Raw genomic sequence first — 14,191 nt, forward strand, 5'->3', positions numbered from 1 at the left:
ACCGGTTACTGGTGCGGTCGGCTCGCCCCGGCCTACTCTCGGGGCATGGAGCTTGAGGTCAGGCACCTGCGCGCGCTGTGCGCCATCGCCGACGCCGGCAGCCTGCACAAGGCCGCCCGGCAGCTCGGCGTGAGCCAGCCCTCACTGACGACCCAGCTTCGGCGCATCGAACGCGCCCTGGACGGGGAGCTGTTCCTGCGCGAGCGGACCGGGTGCCGGCCGACTCCCTTCGGGCGCAGCGTACTCGGGCGGGCGCGGCCGCTGCTGGCCGAGATGGCCGCCCTCGTGGCGGAGGCCCGGGCGCTCTCCCAGGGGCCCCGGCTGCGGATCGGCTCGACGGCCAGCCGCGCCCTGCCCGGCTGGCTGCGGCGGCTGCACCGGCGGCTGCCCGACACGGAGACCGACCTGGTGGTCGACGTGTCCGCCAACGCGCTGCTGCGGATGACGGCCGCGGGCCGGCTCGACGTGGCGTTCGTGCACGAGGTGGAGGGCAGCCCGCTGCGGGTGCCGGCCGGGCTGGAGTTACGGGTGCTGATGGAGCGGGAGCCGCAGTTCGTGTCCATGTCCCGGGACCATCCCGCGGCGGCGCGGGCCGTGGTGGAGCTGCGGGACCTCGCCGCCGACCGGTGGACCGTGGACCCGTCGGTGGACGGCGAGTGGGACGGCCTGCGCCGGGTCCTCGCGGGCGCCGGCCTCGACCCGCCGCTGCTGCACGCCGACTACCACACGGCCGCCTCGCTGATCGTCTCCGGCGAGGCCGTCGCCCCCTGCCAGCCCACCTCGGGACCGCGCGAGGACATGGCGATCCGGCCGCTCTCGGGCGATCCGCTCGCCGTGCGCCTCCTCCTCGCGACCCGCCCCGGGGTGCACGCCCAGATGTCCGAGGGGGTGTACGAGGACCTCCGCGCGGCCTACCGCGAAGCGGCGCTGGGGACTCCGCCCTACCGCGCCTGGCTGCGCCGCAACGCGAGCCCGCTGCTGGCGTCGTAGGGGGCTGCTCGCCTTAGGGGGGCGGACGGGCTAGGCCGGGCGGCGGGCCCGGTCGTAGGCCAGGGCGGCCGCGCCGTGGGCCACCAGGACGGTGCCCGCGGCGAGCCAGCCCGGGCTTCGGCGGCGGGCCGCCCACATCATGAGGGGGGCTCCGGCGGCCAGTTGGGCCGCGCCCGCCAGGCGGGCCTTTGGGCCCCGGAGCCACGGGCCCAGGGGGCTGTCCTCGACCACCGCGAGCTCCGCCCGCACCGTGTCGCGCCAGCCCGCCCATTCCACCCGCTCCGCCCCCTGCGCGACCCGGGCCGCCTCCCGCAGCCGGTCGGCGGGTTCGCCCGGGGTCAGACCCGCCGGCAGCGCCAGTCCCGCGCGGGCGAGCAGCGCGATGACGCCGAGCAGCCGGGCGTCGCCGTCCGCCGCCGCGTCGGGGCGGGTGAGGTGCTCCAGTTCCTCCAGGTCCAGGACCGGGTCCAGTCCGAGCCGGGCCGCCAGGGTCCGCATGGCGTCTGAGTTCGGGGCGTCGGGCTCGCCGTGCGGACGGCCCGCCGCGTCCCAGGCGTAGGCCGCGGACCGGCGGAACCCGGAGGACAGCACGAAGCCGGTCCGGCCCTCTTCCCACCACAGGCTCAGCACCGGCCGGTCGGAGCTCAGCGCGACCGCCGCACCCCAGCCCGCCAGGACTTCGGCCACGGACTCCGTGCCGCCGAGCCAGGGCTTGGCCTCGGGGACCAGCACGCTCCACTCCCCGGCGGGGGCCAACAGCAGGCGTTCGCGCAGGATGTGCGCGGCGGGGCGGGCGGCGAGGGGCTCTGCGCGGCAGAGCAGGAGTCCACCCGTCGTGGTCTGGGAGTTCGACATGCCCACACGCTAATCCAAACCGGCGCAAAGCGGGGATTTTGGATCATCCTGACGTGCTTGACTTCCCGCAACCGCGATATATCGTGTTGGTCAGAAGACGCGATATGTTGCGTGCACGTACGCCGAGGAGGATCAGCACCATGGCTGAGGCAGCGCAGAATCCGCAGACGACATGGTCGGTCGCCGAACCGCAGAAGCTCGCCTTCGAGGAGCCGGTGACCGAGGTCCGCGTCCGGGTGGCCGGCGGCACGGTCAACGTCGTCGCCGACGAGGGTCCGGCCCGCCTGGAGGTGTCCGAGGTCGACGGGCCTCCCCTGCACGTGGTGCAGGAGGGCGGAACCCTCACCATCTCCTACGAGGACCTCCCCTGGAACGGTTCGCAGGGGCTCAAGCAGTGGTTCGAGAGCAAGCCCTGGAAGGCCTGGTCCGCTTCCGACTCCGGCCGCAAGGCCTGGGAGCGCAGCGCGACCGTGACCCTCACGGTCCCGGCCGCCACCCGGGTGCAGCTGGCCACCGTCAGCGCCACCGTCTTCGTCTCCGGCATCGACGGCGGCACCGACATCCACGGGGTCTCCGGCGACACCACGCTCGTCGGCCTGTCCGGCCGGGTCAAGGCGCACACGGTCTCCGGCGGGGTCGAGGCCCAGTCCGTGACCGGCGAGCTCGGATTCCACTCGGTGTCCGGCGGCCTGACGGTCGTCGACGGCGCCGCGGGCAACGTACGGGCCGACTCGGTCAGCGGCGACATGCTGATCGACCTGGCCCTCGACGAGCGGCCCGCGCCCCGGCCGGTCGACATCTCCCTCAACTCCGTCTCCGGGCAGGTCGCCATCCGCCTCCCGCATCCGGCCGACGCCCGGGTCGAGGCGAACACCGCCACCGGCGGCGTCTCCAACGCGTTCGAGGACCTGCGGGTCTCCGGCCAGCTGGGCGCCAAGAGGATCACCGGCACCCTGGGCGCCGGCACCGGCACCCTGCGCGCCACCACCGTCTCCGGTTCCATCGCGCTGCTGCGCCGCCCCGCCGAGGCCTCCCCGACCGAACCGGCCGGGCCGGACCCTCTCGCGCTCGACAAGAAGGTGCTCTGACATGCCGCCCGTCTTCGCCCACGGCCGCCTCCGCCTCTACCTCCTCAAGCTGCTGGACGAGGCCCCGCGCCACGGGTACGAGGTGATCCGGCTGCTGGAGGAGCGTTTCCAGGGGCTGTACGCGCCCTCCGCGGGCACGGTGTACCCGCGCCTGGCCAAGCTGGAGACCGAGGGCCTGGTCACGCACGCGAGCGAAGGCGGGCGCAAGGTGTACTCGATCACCGACGCGGGCCGCGCCGAACTGGCCGACCGCGGCGGCGAACTGGCCGACCTGGAACTGGAGATCCGCGACTCGGTCTCCGAGCTGGCCGCCGAGATCCGCGCCGACGTGAGTGGTGCGGCGGGCGATCTGCGGCGCGAGATGCGGGCCGCCGCCAGTGCGTCGGCCACGCAGGTGGAGGACGAGTCCTGGAAGGCCGCCAAGGAGGAGCTCCGCAAGGCCAAGGCCGAGTGGAAGGAACAGGCGCGCCGGGCGAAGGACGAGAGCCGCCGGGCCCGGGAAGAGGCCCAGCAGGCCCGCAGGCAGGCCAAGGAGGCCCAGGAGCGGGCCCGCGAGGAGGTCCAGCGCATCGCGGGGCAGCTCCAGGAGCAGTTCGCGAAGTCGGGCGGGGTCCTGGGCAGCCTGGCGGGAGCCTGGCTCGGCGGATCCGGCTCGACGACGGCCCCCACCGCGCCCCCCGCTCCGTCGGCCGCCCCGGCGCCCGCGCCCGACACGGACTGGGCGCGGGACGTGCCGGCGACGGGGGACCCGGCCCGTGACCTGGACCGGCTGCTGGACCGCTTCCGCGACGACATCCGCGACGCGGCCCGCGACCGGGGCATCAGCGACGAGCAGTTGGCGCGGGCCCGTACCCACCTGTCCGAGGCGGCCGAACGCATCGCCGCCGCCCTCGGCCCACAGGGACAGGCCGGCTGAGCCCGACTCGACTCGACTCGACTCGACTCGGTTCGGCTCGGCTCAGCGCGCGGAGGCGGCGCGCCGCATGCGCGCGGCGAGCAGGAGGCCCGCGCCGGCGACGAGCGCGGTGCCCGCACCGCCCGCGATCCAACCGGAGTCACCGGCGCCGGTGTTGGCGAGGGGGCCGCTGCCGCCCTGGGGGGTGGTGGCGGTGTTGCCGCCGACGGTCCCGGTGCCGGAGGAGCCCGCGCCGGGGCTGGGGGTGGGGGTGGTCGGGGCCGGCTGCTTCCCCTCCTCCTTCTGGCCCTCCTTCTCCTTCTCCTTTTCCTCCTGGGCCTTCTTGTCCTTGGCGCGCGCCTCGTGCTGGCCCGTCTTCAGGAACTCGGTGCGGTCGGCGGCGGTGCCCGCCAGCGCGGCGCGGCCGGCCTTGACCACTTCCGGACCCCCACCGTCGATGATCTTCTCGATCGCGACCCGGTTGTCCTGGTCGCGCAGCTCGTACTGGGTCACCTCAAGGAAGTGACGCAGCTCGGCGGGGGTCGCGGAACGGTCGAGGATCTCGCTGATCGCCCCGCTCAGGAGGGGGCCGTCCCAGCCTTCGTCGATGCGGGCGAGCTCGACCCGGTCGTCGGAGGCCTGCGCGAGGTACCGCCCCGTCTTCAGGAAGGCGATGCGGTCGGCAGGGGTGCCCTTGAGGGCCTCCTTGCCCTTTTCCCTCACCTTGGGGCCGCCGGTGCCGATCAGCCTGGAGATTTCGACCTTGTTGTCGTCATCGCGCAGCTCGTGCTGGGTGACCTCGTAGAAGTGGCGCAGCTGTTCCAGGGTCGCGTCGCTCCGCATGATCTGATCGATCCCGGCCATCAGGCCCGGGCCGGCGTCGTTCGCCAGACGGGTGATGAGCACCCGGTAGTCGTCCCGGCGGATGGCGTGCTGGTCGGTCTCGATGAACTTGCGCATGGCCGCCGGGCCGTCGGCGATGGCCTTGTGGCCGGCTTCCTTCATGTAATTGCTGGCCATCGGGTCGGCGATGATCGCGAGGATGGTCTGGCGGTCCTGCTCGGCCTGGTCCTTGCCGTCCTGGTCGGCCGCGCCCTGGTCGGGTGCGGTCGGAGCCGTCGTATCGGCGGGCGCGGTGGGCACCTGGTCGGTGGCGAAGGCCGGGGACGCGAGCAGGACGGCCGGGGCCAGAGCGGCGGTGGTGATCGCTGCGGCGATTCGGGACAACTTCACGGACAACCCCCTGGAGAAACGTTCTTTTCGGAGTACGAGACTCACCGGCCCCGCCAATGGTTGTAGGCGGCAGCAATCGGAAGGGGAGTGCGGCCGCTCCTCAGTCCGTCAGGGCCGCCTCGGCTCCCGCGTAGGTGACCCCGTGGTCCGTGAGGACCTCGGCGGGCGTGCCGGGGCGGGAGAGGAGGGAGAGGAGCAGGTGGAGGGTGGAGATGTGGCGGTCCTTGCGGCCCAGGGCGATGCGCAGGGACTGCTCCAGGACCTTCTTGGCGCCCGGGCTGAAGCGGGTGCGGCCGGAGCGGCGCCGGGGGGCCGGGTTCGACAGGGCGCCCTCGCCGTGGGTCTCCTCGATGCGGGAGACGATCTCCGTGAGGTCGATGCCGAGGCCCGCGAGGGCTTCCTCGTCCGCCTTGGACATGCCGCCCCGGCGGCGGGCCGCCGCCAGGTCGGCGGAGATCGCGGCCCGGTCGATGCCCAGCGGGTCGAGGGCGCCCAGCGCGAGGAGGGCGAGCAGCAGGTGCTCCTCGCCGACCCGCTGCGCCCCGGTCCGCTCGGCTTCGGTGACCGCGCCCGTCACGGTGGAGCGGGCGTCCTGGGTGAAGCGTTCGAACATCAGAGCCTCCCGTGCTTCTTGTGTACGGCCTGCCGGCTGACGCCCAGCTCGGCCGCGATCTCCTGCCAGGACCAGCCCTGTGCGCGGGCCCCGCGCACCTGTACGGCCTCGAGTTGCTCCAGCAGTCGCCGGAGGGCGGCCACGGCACGCAGGCCCACGCGCGGGTCACGGTCACCGGCGCGCTCGGCCAGATCGGTAGCTTCCGTCATGGATGTCAATGTAGGTTGACGCACGGGAAGTGTCAACCCACATTGACGGGAGCGGTTGCGGCCGGGGCTGCGGCTATACGGTCAGGACGACCTTTCCGAACACGTCGCCGGACTCCAGCTTCTCGAAGCCCTCGCGCGCCCGGTCCAGGGGCAGCGTCTCGTCGATCACGGGCCGCACCCCGGTCGCGGCACAGAAGGACAGCAGGTCTTCCAGCTCGTCCCTCGACCCCATCGTCGAGCCGACCACCTTGAGCTCCAGGAAGAAGATCCGGGTCAGCTCGGCGTGCGCCGGGCGGTCCCCGCTCGTGGCGCCCGAGATGACCAGGGTGCCGCCGGGGCGCAGCGACTTGACCGAGTGCGACCAGGTGGCGGCGCCGACGGTCTCGATGACGGCGTCCACCCGGTGGGGGAGGAGCGCCCCGGGCTCGTAGGCCTCCAGGGCGCCCAGCTCGACCGCGCGCTTGCGCTTGGCCTCGTCCCGGCTCGTCGCGAAGACCCGCAGGCCGGCCGCCTTGCCGAGCACGATGGCGGCGGTGGCGACCCCGCCGCCCGCGCCCTGGACCAGGACCGAGTCGCCGGGGCGGACGCCGGCGTTCGTGAACAGCATCCGGTACGCGGTGAGCCATGCGGTGGGCAGGCAGGCGGCCTCCTCGAAGGAGAGCTCGGCGGGCTTGCGCAGGACGTTCCAGGCGGGGACGGTGACCTGCTCGGCGAAGGTGCCCTGGTAGCGCTCGGTCAGGATCGAGCGGGGCTCGTCGGGGCCGACCCCGTGGCCGGTCTGGCCGATGACGGAGTGCAGGACGACCTCGTTGCCGTCCTGGTCGATCCCGGCGGCGTCGCAGCCGAGGATCATGGGGAGCTTCTCCTCCCCGAGGCCGACTCCGCGCAGCGACCACAGGTCGTGGTGGTTGAGGGAGGCGGCCTTGACGTTCACGGTCACCCAGCCGGGGCGGGCCTGCGGGGCGGGGAGATCGCCCAGCTCGAGGCCGCTCAGCGGCTGGTCACGGTCGATTCGGGCAGCGTAGGCAGCGAACATGGCCGCGAGGCTACCGCTCGGTAGCCCGGGGATCCAGGGCCGGCCCCTGCCCGGCCGGGTGGCTTGCCACACAGGGCCGGGCCCTGCGGGGCCGTCCCCTGCCGGCAGGATGCGGCCGGCCTCGGACCGGATGCGAACGCCGGTGGGCCGGGAACGCAAGTGGGGCCCGGCCGAATGGTTCGGCCGGGCCCCACCTCGTACAACCGGCGCAGTGACTACGCCAGGCGGGCCACGCCGTCGGCCTTCGCCGCCGCGGCGACCGCGGCCGTGACGGCCTCGGCGACGCGGGTGTCGAACGGCGAGGGGATCACGTAGTCGGCGGCGAGCTCGTCACCCACGACGCCGGCGATGGCGTCGGCGGCGGCGATCTTCATGCCTTCGGTGATCCGGGTCGCGCGGACCTTCAGCGCGCCCGCGAAGATGCCGGGGAACGCCAGCACGTTGTTGATCTGGTTCGGGAAGTCCGAGCGGCCCGTGGCCACGACCGCCGCGTACTTGTGCGCGACGTCGGGGTGGACCTCCGGGTTCGGGTTGGCCATGGCGAAGACGAAGCAGTCCTTCGCCATCGTCGCCACCGCGGCCTCGGGGACCGTACCGCCGGAGACGCCGATGAAGACGTCCGCGCCGGCGAGGGCGCTCTCCAGGGAACCGGTCTGGCCGGTCTTGTTCGTCAGGCCCGCGATCTCCGCCTTGACGTCCGTCAGGTCGGAGCGGTCGGCGGAGACGACGCCCTTGCGGTCGGTGACGCAGACGTCGCCGATGCCCGCGTCCACGAGGATCTTGGCGATCGCGATGCCCGCGGCACCGGAGCCCGAGATCACGGCGCGCAGGTCGGCGAGGGTCCGACCGGTGAGCTTCGCGGCGTTGCGCATGGCGGCCAGCGTCACGATGGCCGTGCCGTGCTGGTCGTCGTGGAAGATCGGGATGTCCAGCGCCTCCTGGAGGCGGCGCTCGATCTCGAAGCAGCGGGGCGCCGAGATGTCCTCCAGGTTCACCCCGCCGAAGGACGGAGCGAGGCGGATCACGGTCTCGATGATCTCGTCCGTGTCCTTGGTGGCGAGCGCGATCGGAACCGCGTCGACGCCACCGAACTGCTTGAACAGAATGGCCTTGCCCTCCATCACGGGGAGGGATGCCTCGGGCCCGATGTCACCGAGTCCGAGCACGGCCGTACCGTCGGTGACGACGGCGACCACGTTGGACTTCCAGGTGTACTCGTTCACGAGCTCGGGCTGCTCGGCAATGGCGCTGCAGACCTTCGCAACGCCGGGCGTGTACGCCAGGGACAGGTCGTCCTTGTTGTGGACCGGCACCGTGGCCACGATGGCCATCTTGCCGCCCCGGTGCAGCGCGAACACCGCATCCGGGTTGTTGTCCGTCACGCTGTCGCTGCGAGGATTGACGATCTCCGCTGCCACTGTCTTAACCCCTTAAGTCTTTGAATCGTTGAGGGTGGCCACTCCTGGTTAAGGGGTGGGCGGGCACCGCGTCCGTCTCCGCATCGACGGTTGGCCCGTCTCCGCGAAGGGGAGGTTCGTACGCGCGGGCGCGCCGCACGCGCGCCCTGAGCCCCGGATGAGGGGTGTAAGGATCTGTTCTACCCGAAGAACACTCACCCAGACGAGTCGATTCCCGCTCGACCATAAGCTCCTTGTCCCGGTTTTGGCGAAAAGTCCAAACCTCTCTGTCCGATGGGCGAGACGCGCCGTAAATAGTGCGGCAAAAGGCCCAGGTCACGGCCGTTCGTGCGGCTCTGAGGCGCCTTGTCCGCAGTCCTGTTGGGTACGAAGGGGCTGCCGTTATCCGATTTTGACCTGGCGGGCTGCCTGAATGACTCAGTCCGAATGGCAAGATGCCCCTAATCACACAAGGTCGCGACACTCGATGGGGCGTGCCCGACCGCTTTTCGATGCTTTCCACCTGCCGGAGGAACCAGCTCATGACCGCAAGCACCACCCGCCGTACGACCGCCGCCCGGTCCCGGATCGCCGTGGTCGGCGCGATCGCGGTCGCCGGCGCCCTGATCCTCACCGGCTGTGGAGACCAGACCGAGAAGAAGGGGCCCGGGGACGCCACGAAGTCCAACGCCGCCCCGCTCTTCTCCGCCCTGCCGAAGAAGATCCAGGACGCGGGTGTCATCAAGGTCGGCACGGACGCGGCGTACGCGCCGATGGAGTACACCGAGGGCGGCAAGATCGTCGGTGTCGACCCCGACATCGCCGAGGCCATGGGCAAGCAGCTCGGCGTGAAGTTCGAGTTCACCTCCGGCAGCTTCGACGGTCTGATCACCTCGATCTACACCGGCCGCCAGGACGCGATCATGTCGTCCATCACGGACAACGAGAAGCGCCAGAAGGGCCTCGACGACGACGGCAAGCAGATCGGCAAGGGGATCGACTTCGTCGACTACTTCTCCTCCGGCGTCTCGCTCCTCGTCAAGAAGGGCAACCCGCAGGGCATCAAGTCCCTGGACGACCTGTGCGGCAAGACGGTCGCCGTCCAGCGCGGCACGACGTACGAGGACACCTTCAAGGCCCAGGCCGTGAAGTGCGGTGACAAGAAGCTCACCATCGAGGCCTTCGACACCGACGCCGAGGCCCAGACCCGCGTCAAGGCCGGCGGCGCCGTGGCCGACCTGAACGACTACCCGATCGCCGCGTACGCCGCGAAGACCTCCGGTGGCGGCAACGACTTCGAGGTCGCCGGCCAGCAGGCCGACGTCGGCCTCTTCGGCATCGGCGTCAGCAAGGAGAACACCCAGCTGCGCGACGCCCTGAAGCAGGCCCTCGACGCGATCATCAAGGACGGCTCCTACGCCAAGGTCCTGGAGAAGTGGAACGTCAAGGACAGCGCCGTGCAGTCGGCGACGGTCAACGCAGGCAAGTGACCCGTGCGGACCGGCGGGCGACCGTGCCCGCCGGTCCCTGTTTCCTTAGCTCCACTGAAGGGCAGTCACTGTGACTGACAAGATCGACAAGGGTTCGGCGGCAACTCCGCCGGCCGGGCCCGGCGCCTCGGGCACCCCGTACGAGGCCATCAAGGCAATCCCGGTGCGGCACTACGGCCGCTGGATCAGCGGCATCGTCGTCGTCGTGCTGCTGGGCTGGCTGATTTACGCCTTCTCGCAGGGCAACGTGATCTGGGGGACGGTCGGGGACAAGCTCTTCGATCCCTCGATCCTCAGCGGCCTGGGCAACACCATCGTGATCAGCGTGTCCGCGATGGCGCTGGGCCTGGTCCTCGGCATCATCTTCGCGGTCATGCGGCTTTCGAAGAACCCGGTGACCAACACGGTCGCCTGGCTGTACATCTGGTTCTTCCGCGGCACCCCGGTCTACGTGCAGCTGCTGGTGTGGTTCAACCTGTCGCTGATCTTCGAGTACGTGAACCTCGGCCCGATCTACAAGCAAGAGACCGTCGAGCTGATGACCCCGTTCATGGTCGCCCTGCTGGGCCTGGGCCTGAACGAGGGCGCCTACATGGCGGAGATCGTCCGGGCCGGCATCCAGTCCGTCGACGAGGGCCAGGGCGAGGCCTCGCACGCACTGGGCATGACCCAGACGCAGACCATGCGCCGCGTGGTGCTCCCGCAGGCGATGCGGGTGATCATCCCGCCGTCGGGCAACGAGTTCATCAACATGCTCAAGACCTCCTCGCTGGTCTCCGCGGTCCAGTACACGGAGCTGCTGCGGGCCTCGTCGAACATCGGGTCCACGGCCGGCGCCATCATGGAGATGCTGTTCGTCGCCTCCATCTGGTACCTGGCCCTGACCAGTGTGTTCAGCGTCGGCCAGTACTACCTGGAGCGCCGCTACGCACGCGGTTCGCTGCGCTCCCTGCCGCCCACGCCGTTCCAGCGGCTGAAGGCCAACCTGAACATGTTCCGCCGTACGGAGGTGGCGAAGTGACCGCCCAGCCGATGGTCAAGGCCGAGGCCGTCCACAAGTCCTACGGCCCCGCCCACATCCTGCGGGGGATCGACCTCGAAGTCGCCCCCCGCGAGGTGTTCTGCCTGGTCGGCCCGTCCGGCTCCGGGAAGTCCACCTTCCTGCGCTGCATCAACCACCTGGAGCGGATCAACGCCGGCCGCCTCTCCGTCGATGGCCGGCTCGTCGGCTACAAGGAGAAGGCCGGCAAGCTCTACGAGCTGAAGGACAGCGAGGTCGCGGCCCAGCGCCGGGACATCGGCATGGTCTTCCAGCGCTTCAACCTCTTCCCCCACATGACGGCCATAGAGAACGTCATGGAAGCCCCCGTCATGGTCAAGGGCGAGTCGAAGGCCGTCGCACGCGCACGCGCCGTCAAGCTCCTGGACCGCGTCGGACTCGGCGACAAGGGCGGGAACTATCCCACCCAGCTCTCCGGCGGCCAGCAGCAGCGCGTGGCCATCGCCCGTGCGCTGGCCATGGAACCCAAGCTGATGCTCTTCGACGAGCCCACCTCCGCGCTCGACCCCGAGCTCGTCGGTGACGTCCTCGACGTCATGCGGGACCTCGCCGAGTCGGGCATGACGATGATCGTGGTCACCCACGAGATGGGCTTCGCCCGCGAGGTCGGCGACAACCTCGTCTTCATGGACGGCGGCGTCGTGGTCGAATCCGGCCACCCCCGCGAAGTCCTCGGCAACCCCCAGCACGACCGAACCAAGGCCTTCCTCTCCAAGGTCCTCTAGGACGGCCGCGTCCCACGCGTGAGGGGCGGTACGGATTCCCGTACCGCCCCTCACGCGCGTGCCCGGCCGGTCCCGCCGCCGGGGCCTACTTCAGGGCCAGCACGAGTCCGTCGGACGGCGAGCGCCAGACCGTACGGGCCTCCGCGAAGCCGGCCCCGCGCAGCGTGGCGGCGTGCCAGGACTCCGTCGGGGTGTCGCCGTCGGCGTGCTCCCCGTAGATCTCGAAGCGGGCCTTAGTCGGCTCGGAGAGCTCCGGGTCGGCGGCCGCGAGCTCCCACCACTCGCGCCAGTCCAGTGCCCCGGCCGCCTTCGCCCGGTCCATGCCGCCGTGCCGGTGGGCTCGCTCGGCGGCGTTGATCCGCGGGGTGGCGGGGTCGGGCATGTGGTCGGCGTTCATGAACACCCCGCCGGTGCGCAGCAGGGGAGGGAGCTGCCCGTAGAGGACGGCGAGGTCCTCGCTGGGCAGCCAGTGCAGGGCGGTGGCCGTCAAGATCGCGTCGTAGGAGTCGTGGGGCAGGGCCGCGCGCCAGTCGGGGTCCTTGAGGTCGGCGGTCACGAAGGCGGCGCGGGGGTCGCCCGCGAAGTGGCCCCGGGCGATCGTCAACAGGGCGGGGTCGAGATCGACTCCCGTACTGGTGGATTGCGGGAACCTCTTGAGGACGCGGTCCGTGATACTTCCCGTACCGCACGCGAGATCGAGCACCCGGGGGGCGGTGCCGACCAGGGCCTCCACCATGTCCAGCATCACCCGGAACCGCTCCTCGCGGTCGGGCATGTACCACTCCTGCTGCCGGTCCCAGCTGTCCTGCCAGGCCTGCCAGTCGGACGCTGCTGCCGTATCGGAGCGTGCTCTATCCGCCACGAATGCCTCCATGCGTAATACCCTCGAACATGTCTCAGCCGTTACCGGAGACACTAATCCGCAGCCGTAAGGACTACAAGTGGAACTGGCCCATTACTCGGACTACGCCGTGCGCCTGGTCAACACCGAGGAGCCGGCCCGCAACAAGGACTCGCTGACCTCCGTGGACGCCGTCCGCGCCCTCTTCGGCGCCAGCGTGCAGATGGCCCGCCGGGTCACGGACGGTGACGTCACCCGCTTCCGCAACGTCCGCGGCCGGCTGCGCGCCGTCTTCGAGGCCGCCGACGGCGGCGACCACGTCCTCGCCGTGGACCTGCTGAACTCCCTGCTCATGGAGTTCCCGGTGAGCCCCCAGGTCTCCGGGCACGACATGATCGCCGAGCACGGCGGCCCGAACTGGCACATCCACCTGGCCGACCACCCCTCCAACGCCTCCGCCGGATACGCCGCGATCGCCTGCTTCGGGCTGGCCTTCCACCTCACCGAGCACGGCCCGGACCGGCTCGGCCTCTGCCAGGCCCCGCCCTGCCGCAACGCCTACCTCGACACCTCCACCAACCGCTCCCGGCGCTACTGCTCCGACCGGTGCGCCACGCGCGCCAACGTCGCCGCCTACCGCGCCCGCAAGCGGCTGGAGGCCGAGGAGTCCGCCCGCAGCGGACGCAGCGCCGAGGAAGCCCAGGAGAGCCACGCCCTCAGCGAGCGCTGATCCCCTGCCGCGTGCTCCGGCCGGGGGCGCGGCCGGAAGCGGACCACCGCCGTCGCCAGCACGAGCTCGTCGGGCACCGCCCCGTAGTCCGTGCTGTCGCCCGTCTCGTTGTACGGGTTGTCGCCCAGCACCCACCAGCCGCCCGGCCGCCGCTCCGCCGCCCGCTTGACGACCAGCAGGTCCTGCTGGAACGGGTGGCGCAGCACCACCACGTTGCCCGCCCGCACGGGGGCTCCGTAGCGGACCAGCACCTGGTCCCCGTTCTCCAGCGTCGGCGCCATCGAGGGGCCCCTCACCTCCACGGTGCCGATCCGCTTCAACGGCGACTCCCACTCCCGCGTCCGGCCGCGCGAGCGCGTGCTCCCCGCCATCCGTGACCTCCTCGACCGCGCTCGTCCACTCTTCGTGCCACCCCGCATGCTGCCGCACTCTTCCGTACATTCGGTCACCGGCCCGGGCACGCCCCTGGACTTTTGTCCCAACCCCACGGGGGCGGCCGCGAAATCGTCTTTCTCACGGAGTAATCTCCCCCTTGAGAAGACGATCACGAGGAGGACAAACTCCATGCTTTCCCGCCTCTTCGCCCCCAAGGCGAAGGTCTCCGCCCACTGCGATCTTCCGTGCGGCGTGTACGACCCTGCCCAGGCCCGCATCGAGGCCGAGTCCGTCAAGGCCGTGCAGGAGAAGTACCAGGCCAACGACGACGCCGACTTCCGCGCGCGCGCCATCACCATCAAGGAGCAGCGCGCCGAGCTCGCGAAGCACCACGTCTCCGTGCTGTGGAGCGACTACTTCAAGCCGCCGCACTTCGAGAAGTACCCGCAGCTGCACACCCTGGTCAACGACACCCTGAAGGCCCTCTCGGCCGCCAAGGCGTCGAACGACCCGGCGACCGGCGCCAAGGCGCTGGAGCTCATCGCCGAGATCGACCGCATCTTCTGGGAGACCAAGGCCGCCTGATCAGGCCCTCCAGCCTGATCGGCCTTGTCCCGCGGGGACGATGACGAAGGGGCCCGACCGCAGTGCGGT

Annotated in this window: 16 protein-coding genes; 8 read left to right on the forward strand and 8 right to left on the reverse strand. The window is 71.2% G+C overall.

Annotated features, from left to right (window positions below; genetic code table 11):
• Positions 1-45 precede the first annotated feature (45 nt).
• Positions 46-990, forward strand: coding sequence for a LysR family transcriptional regulator (locus AC6CKD_RS03760; RefSeq protein WP_498325088.1), 945 nt, complete (start codon positions 46-48; stop codon positions 988-990).
• Positions 991-1,020: 30 nt separating this feature from the next.
• Here AC6CKD_RS03760 and AC6CKD_RS03765 read toward each other — a convergent pair whose 3' ends face one another.
• The gene (locus AC6CKD_RS03765; RefSeq protein WP_498325090.1) at positions 1,021-1,845 is read right to left on the reverse strand and encodes a hypothetical protein; all 825 of its coding nucleotides are present in this window, start codon (positions 1,843-1,845) and stop codon (positions 1,021-1,023) included.
• A gap of 140 nt (positions 1,846-1,985) precedes the next feature.
• Between AC6CKD_RS03765 and AC6CKD_RS03770 the strand changes: the two genes are divergently transcribed.
• On the forward strand, positions 1,986-2,933 hold the full coding sequence (locus AC6CKD_RS03770; RefSeq protein WP_498325091.1) for a DUF4097 family beta strand repeat-containing protein: 948 nt from the start codon (positions 1,986-1,988) through the stop codon (positions 2,931-2,933).
• A gap of 1 nt (position 2,934) precedes the next feature.
• Positions 2,935-3,849: a PadR family transcriptional regulator gene (locus AC6CKD_RS03775; protein WP_498325093.1), complete on the forward strand. Its 915-nt coding sequence runs from the start codon at positions 2,935-2,937 to the stop codon at positions 3,847-3,849.
• A gap of 42 nt (positions 3,850-3,891) precedes the next feature.
• On the opposite strand, the gene AC6CKD_RS03780 is transcribed toward AC6CKD_RS03775, so the two are convergent.
• From AC6CKD_RS03780 to AC6CKD_RS03800, 5 genes are all read right to left on the reverse strand, one after another.
• Positions 3,892-5,061 (reverse strand): ALF repeat-containing protein, encoded by a 1,170-nt coding sequence (locus AC6CKD_RS03780; protein ID WP_498325095.1) that lies wholly within the window; start codon positions 5,059-5,061, stop codon positions 3,892-3,894.
• 100 nt (positions 5,062-5,161) lie between these two features.
• Positions 5,162-5,674, reverse strand: a complete 513-nt coding sequence (locus AC6CKD_RS03785; protein ID WP_498325096.1) for a Clp protease N-terminal domain-containing protein — start codon at positions 5,672-5,674, stop codon at positions 5,162-5,164.
• Entirely contained in the window at positions 5,674-5,883 is a 210-nt protein-coding gene (locus AC6CKD_RS03790; protein WP_243336126.1) for a helix-turn-helix domain-containing protein, read from the reverse strand. The genes AC6CKD_RS03785 and AC6CKD_RS03790 overlap by 1 nt, the downstream gene beginning before the upstream one ends.
• A 73-nt stretch (positions 5,884-5,956) precedes the next feature.
• A complete protein-coding gene (locus tag AC6CKD_RS03795; protein WP_498325098.1) occupies positions 5,957-6,919 on the reverse strand; it encodes a zinc-binding dehydrogenase in 963 nt (320 codons plus the stop codon).
• A gap of 215 nt (positions 6,920-7,134) precedes the next feature.
• Entirely contained in the window at positions 7,135-8,337 is a 1,203-nt protein-coding gene (locus tag AC6CKD_RS03800) for an NAD(P)-dependent malic enzyme (protein WP_243336158.1), read from the reverse strand.
• Positions 8,338-8,858: 521 nt separating this feature from the next.
• On the opposite strand from AC6CKD_RS03800, the gene AC6CKD_RS03805 reads away from it, so the two are divergent.
• From AC6CKD_RS03805 to AC6CKD_RS03815, 3 genes are all read left to right on the forward strand, one after another.
• The gene (locus AC6CKD_RS03805; RefSeq protein WP_498325099.1) at positions 8,859-9,806 is read left to right on the forward strand and encodes an ABC transporter substrate-binding protein; all 948 of its coding nucleotides are present in this window, start codon (positions 8,859-8,861) and stop codon (positions 9,804-9,806) included.
• Positions 9,807-9,876: 70 nt separating this feature from the next.
• Positions 9,877-10,827: an amino acid ABC transporter permease gene (locus tag AC6CKD_RS03810; protein ID WP_498325100.1), complete on the forward strand. Its 951-nt coding sequence runs from the start codon at positions 9,877-9,879 to the stop codon at positions 10,825-10,827.
• An 11-nt stretch (positions 10,828-10,838) separates the two neighbouring features.
• A complete protein-coding gene (locus tag AC6CKD_RS03815; protein WP_266912717.1) occupies positions 10,839-11,591 on the forward strand; it encodes an amino acid ABC transporter ATP-binding protein in 753 nt (250 codons plus the stop codon).
• 85 nt (positions 11,592-11,676) lie between these two features.
• Here AC6CKD_RS03815 and AC6CKD_RS03820 read toward each other — a convergent pair whose 3' ends face one another.
• Complete coding sequence (locus AC6CKD_RS03820) at positions 11,677-12,453, reverse strand: class I SAM-dependent methyltransferase (protein ID WP_498325102.1); 777 nt, start codon at positions 12,451-12,453, stop codon at positions 11,677-11,679.
• Between the two features lie 79 nt (positions 12,454-12,532).
• Here AC6CKD_RS03820 and AC6CKD_RS03825 point away from each other — a divergent pair, with 79 nt between their 5' ends.
• A complete protein-coding gene (locus tag AC6CKD_RS03825; RefSeq protein ID WP_498325103.1) occupies positions 12,533-13,162 on the forward strand; it encodes a CGNR zinc finger domain-containing protein in 630 nt (209 codons plus the stop codon).
• Here the strand turns inward: AC6CKD_RS03825 and sodX are convergent.
• A complete protein-coding gene (sodX, locus tag AC6CKD_RS03830; RefSeq protein WP_498325104.1) occupies positions 13,066-13,533 on the reverse strand; it encodes a nickel-type superoxide dismutase maturation protease in 468 nt (155 codons plus the stop codon). The genes AC6CKD_RS03825 and sodX overlap by 97 nt on opposite strands.
• 193 nt (positions 13,534-13,726) lie before the next feature.
• Between sodX and sodN the strand changes: the two genes are divergently transcribed.
• Positions 13,727-14,122: a superoxide dismutase, Ni gene (gene sodN / locus AC6CKD_RS03835; protein ID WP_030709803.1), complete on the forward strand. Its 396-nt coding sequence runs from the start codon at positions 13,727-13,729 to the stop codon at positions 14,120-14,122.
• Positions 14,123-14,191: the final 69 nt, after the last annotated feature.

This window comes from Streptomyces sp. GQ60 (assembly GCF_059758875.1).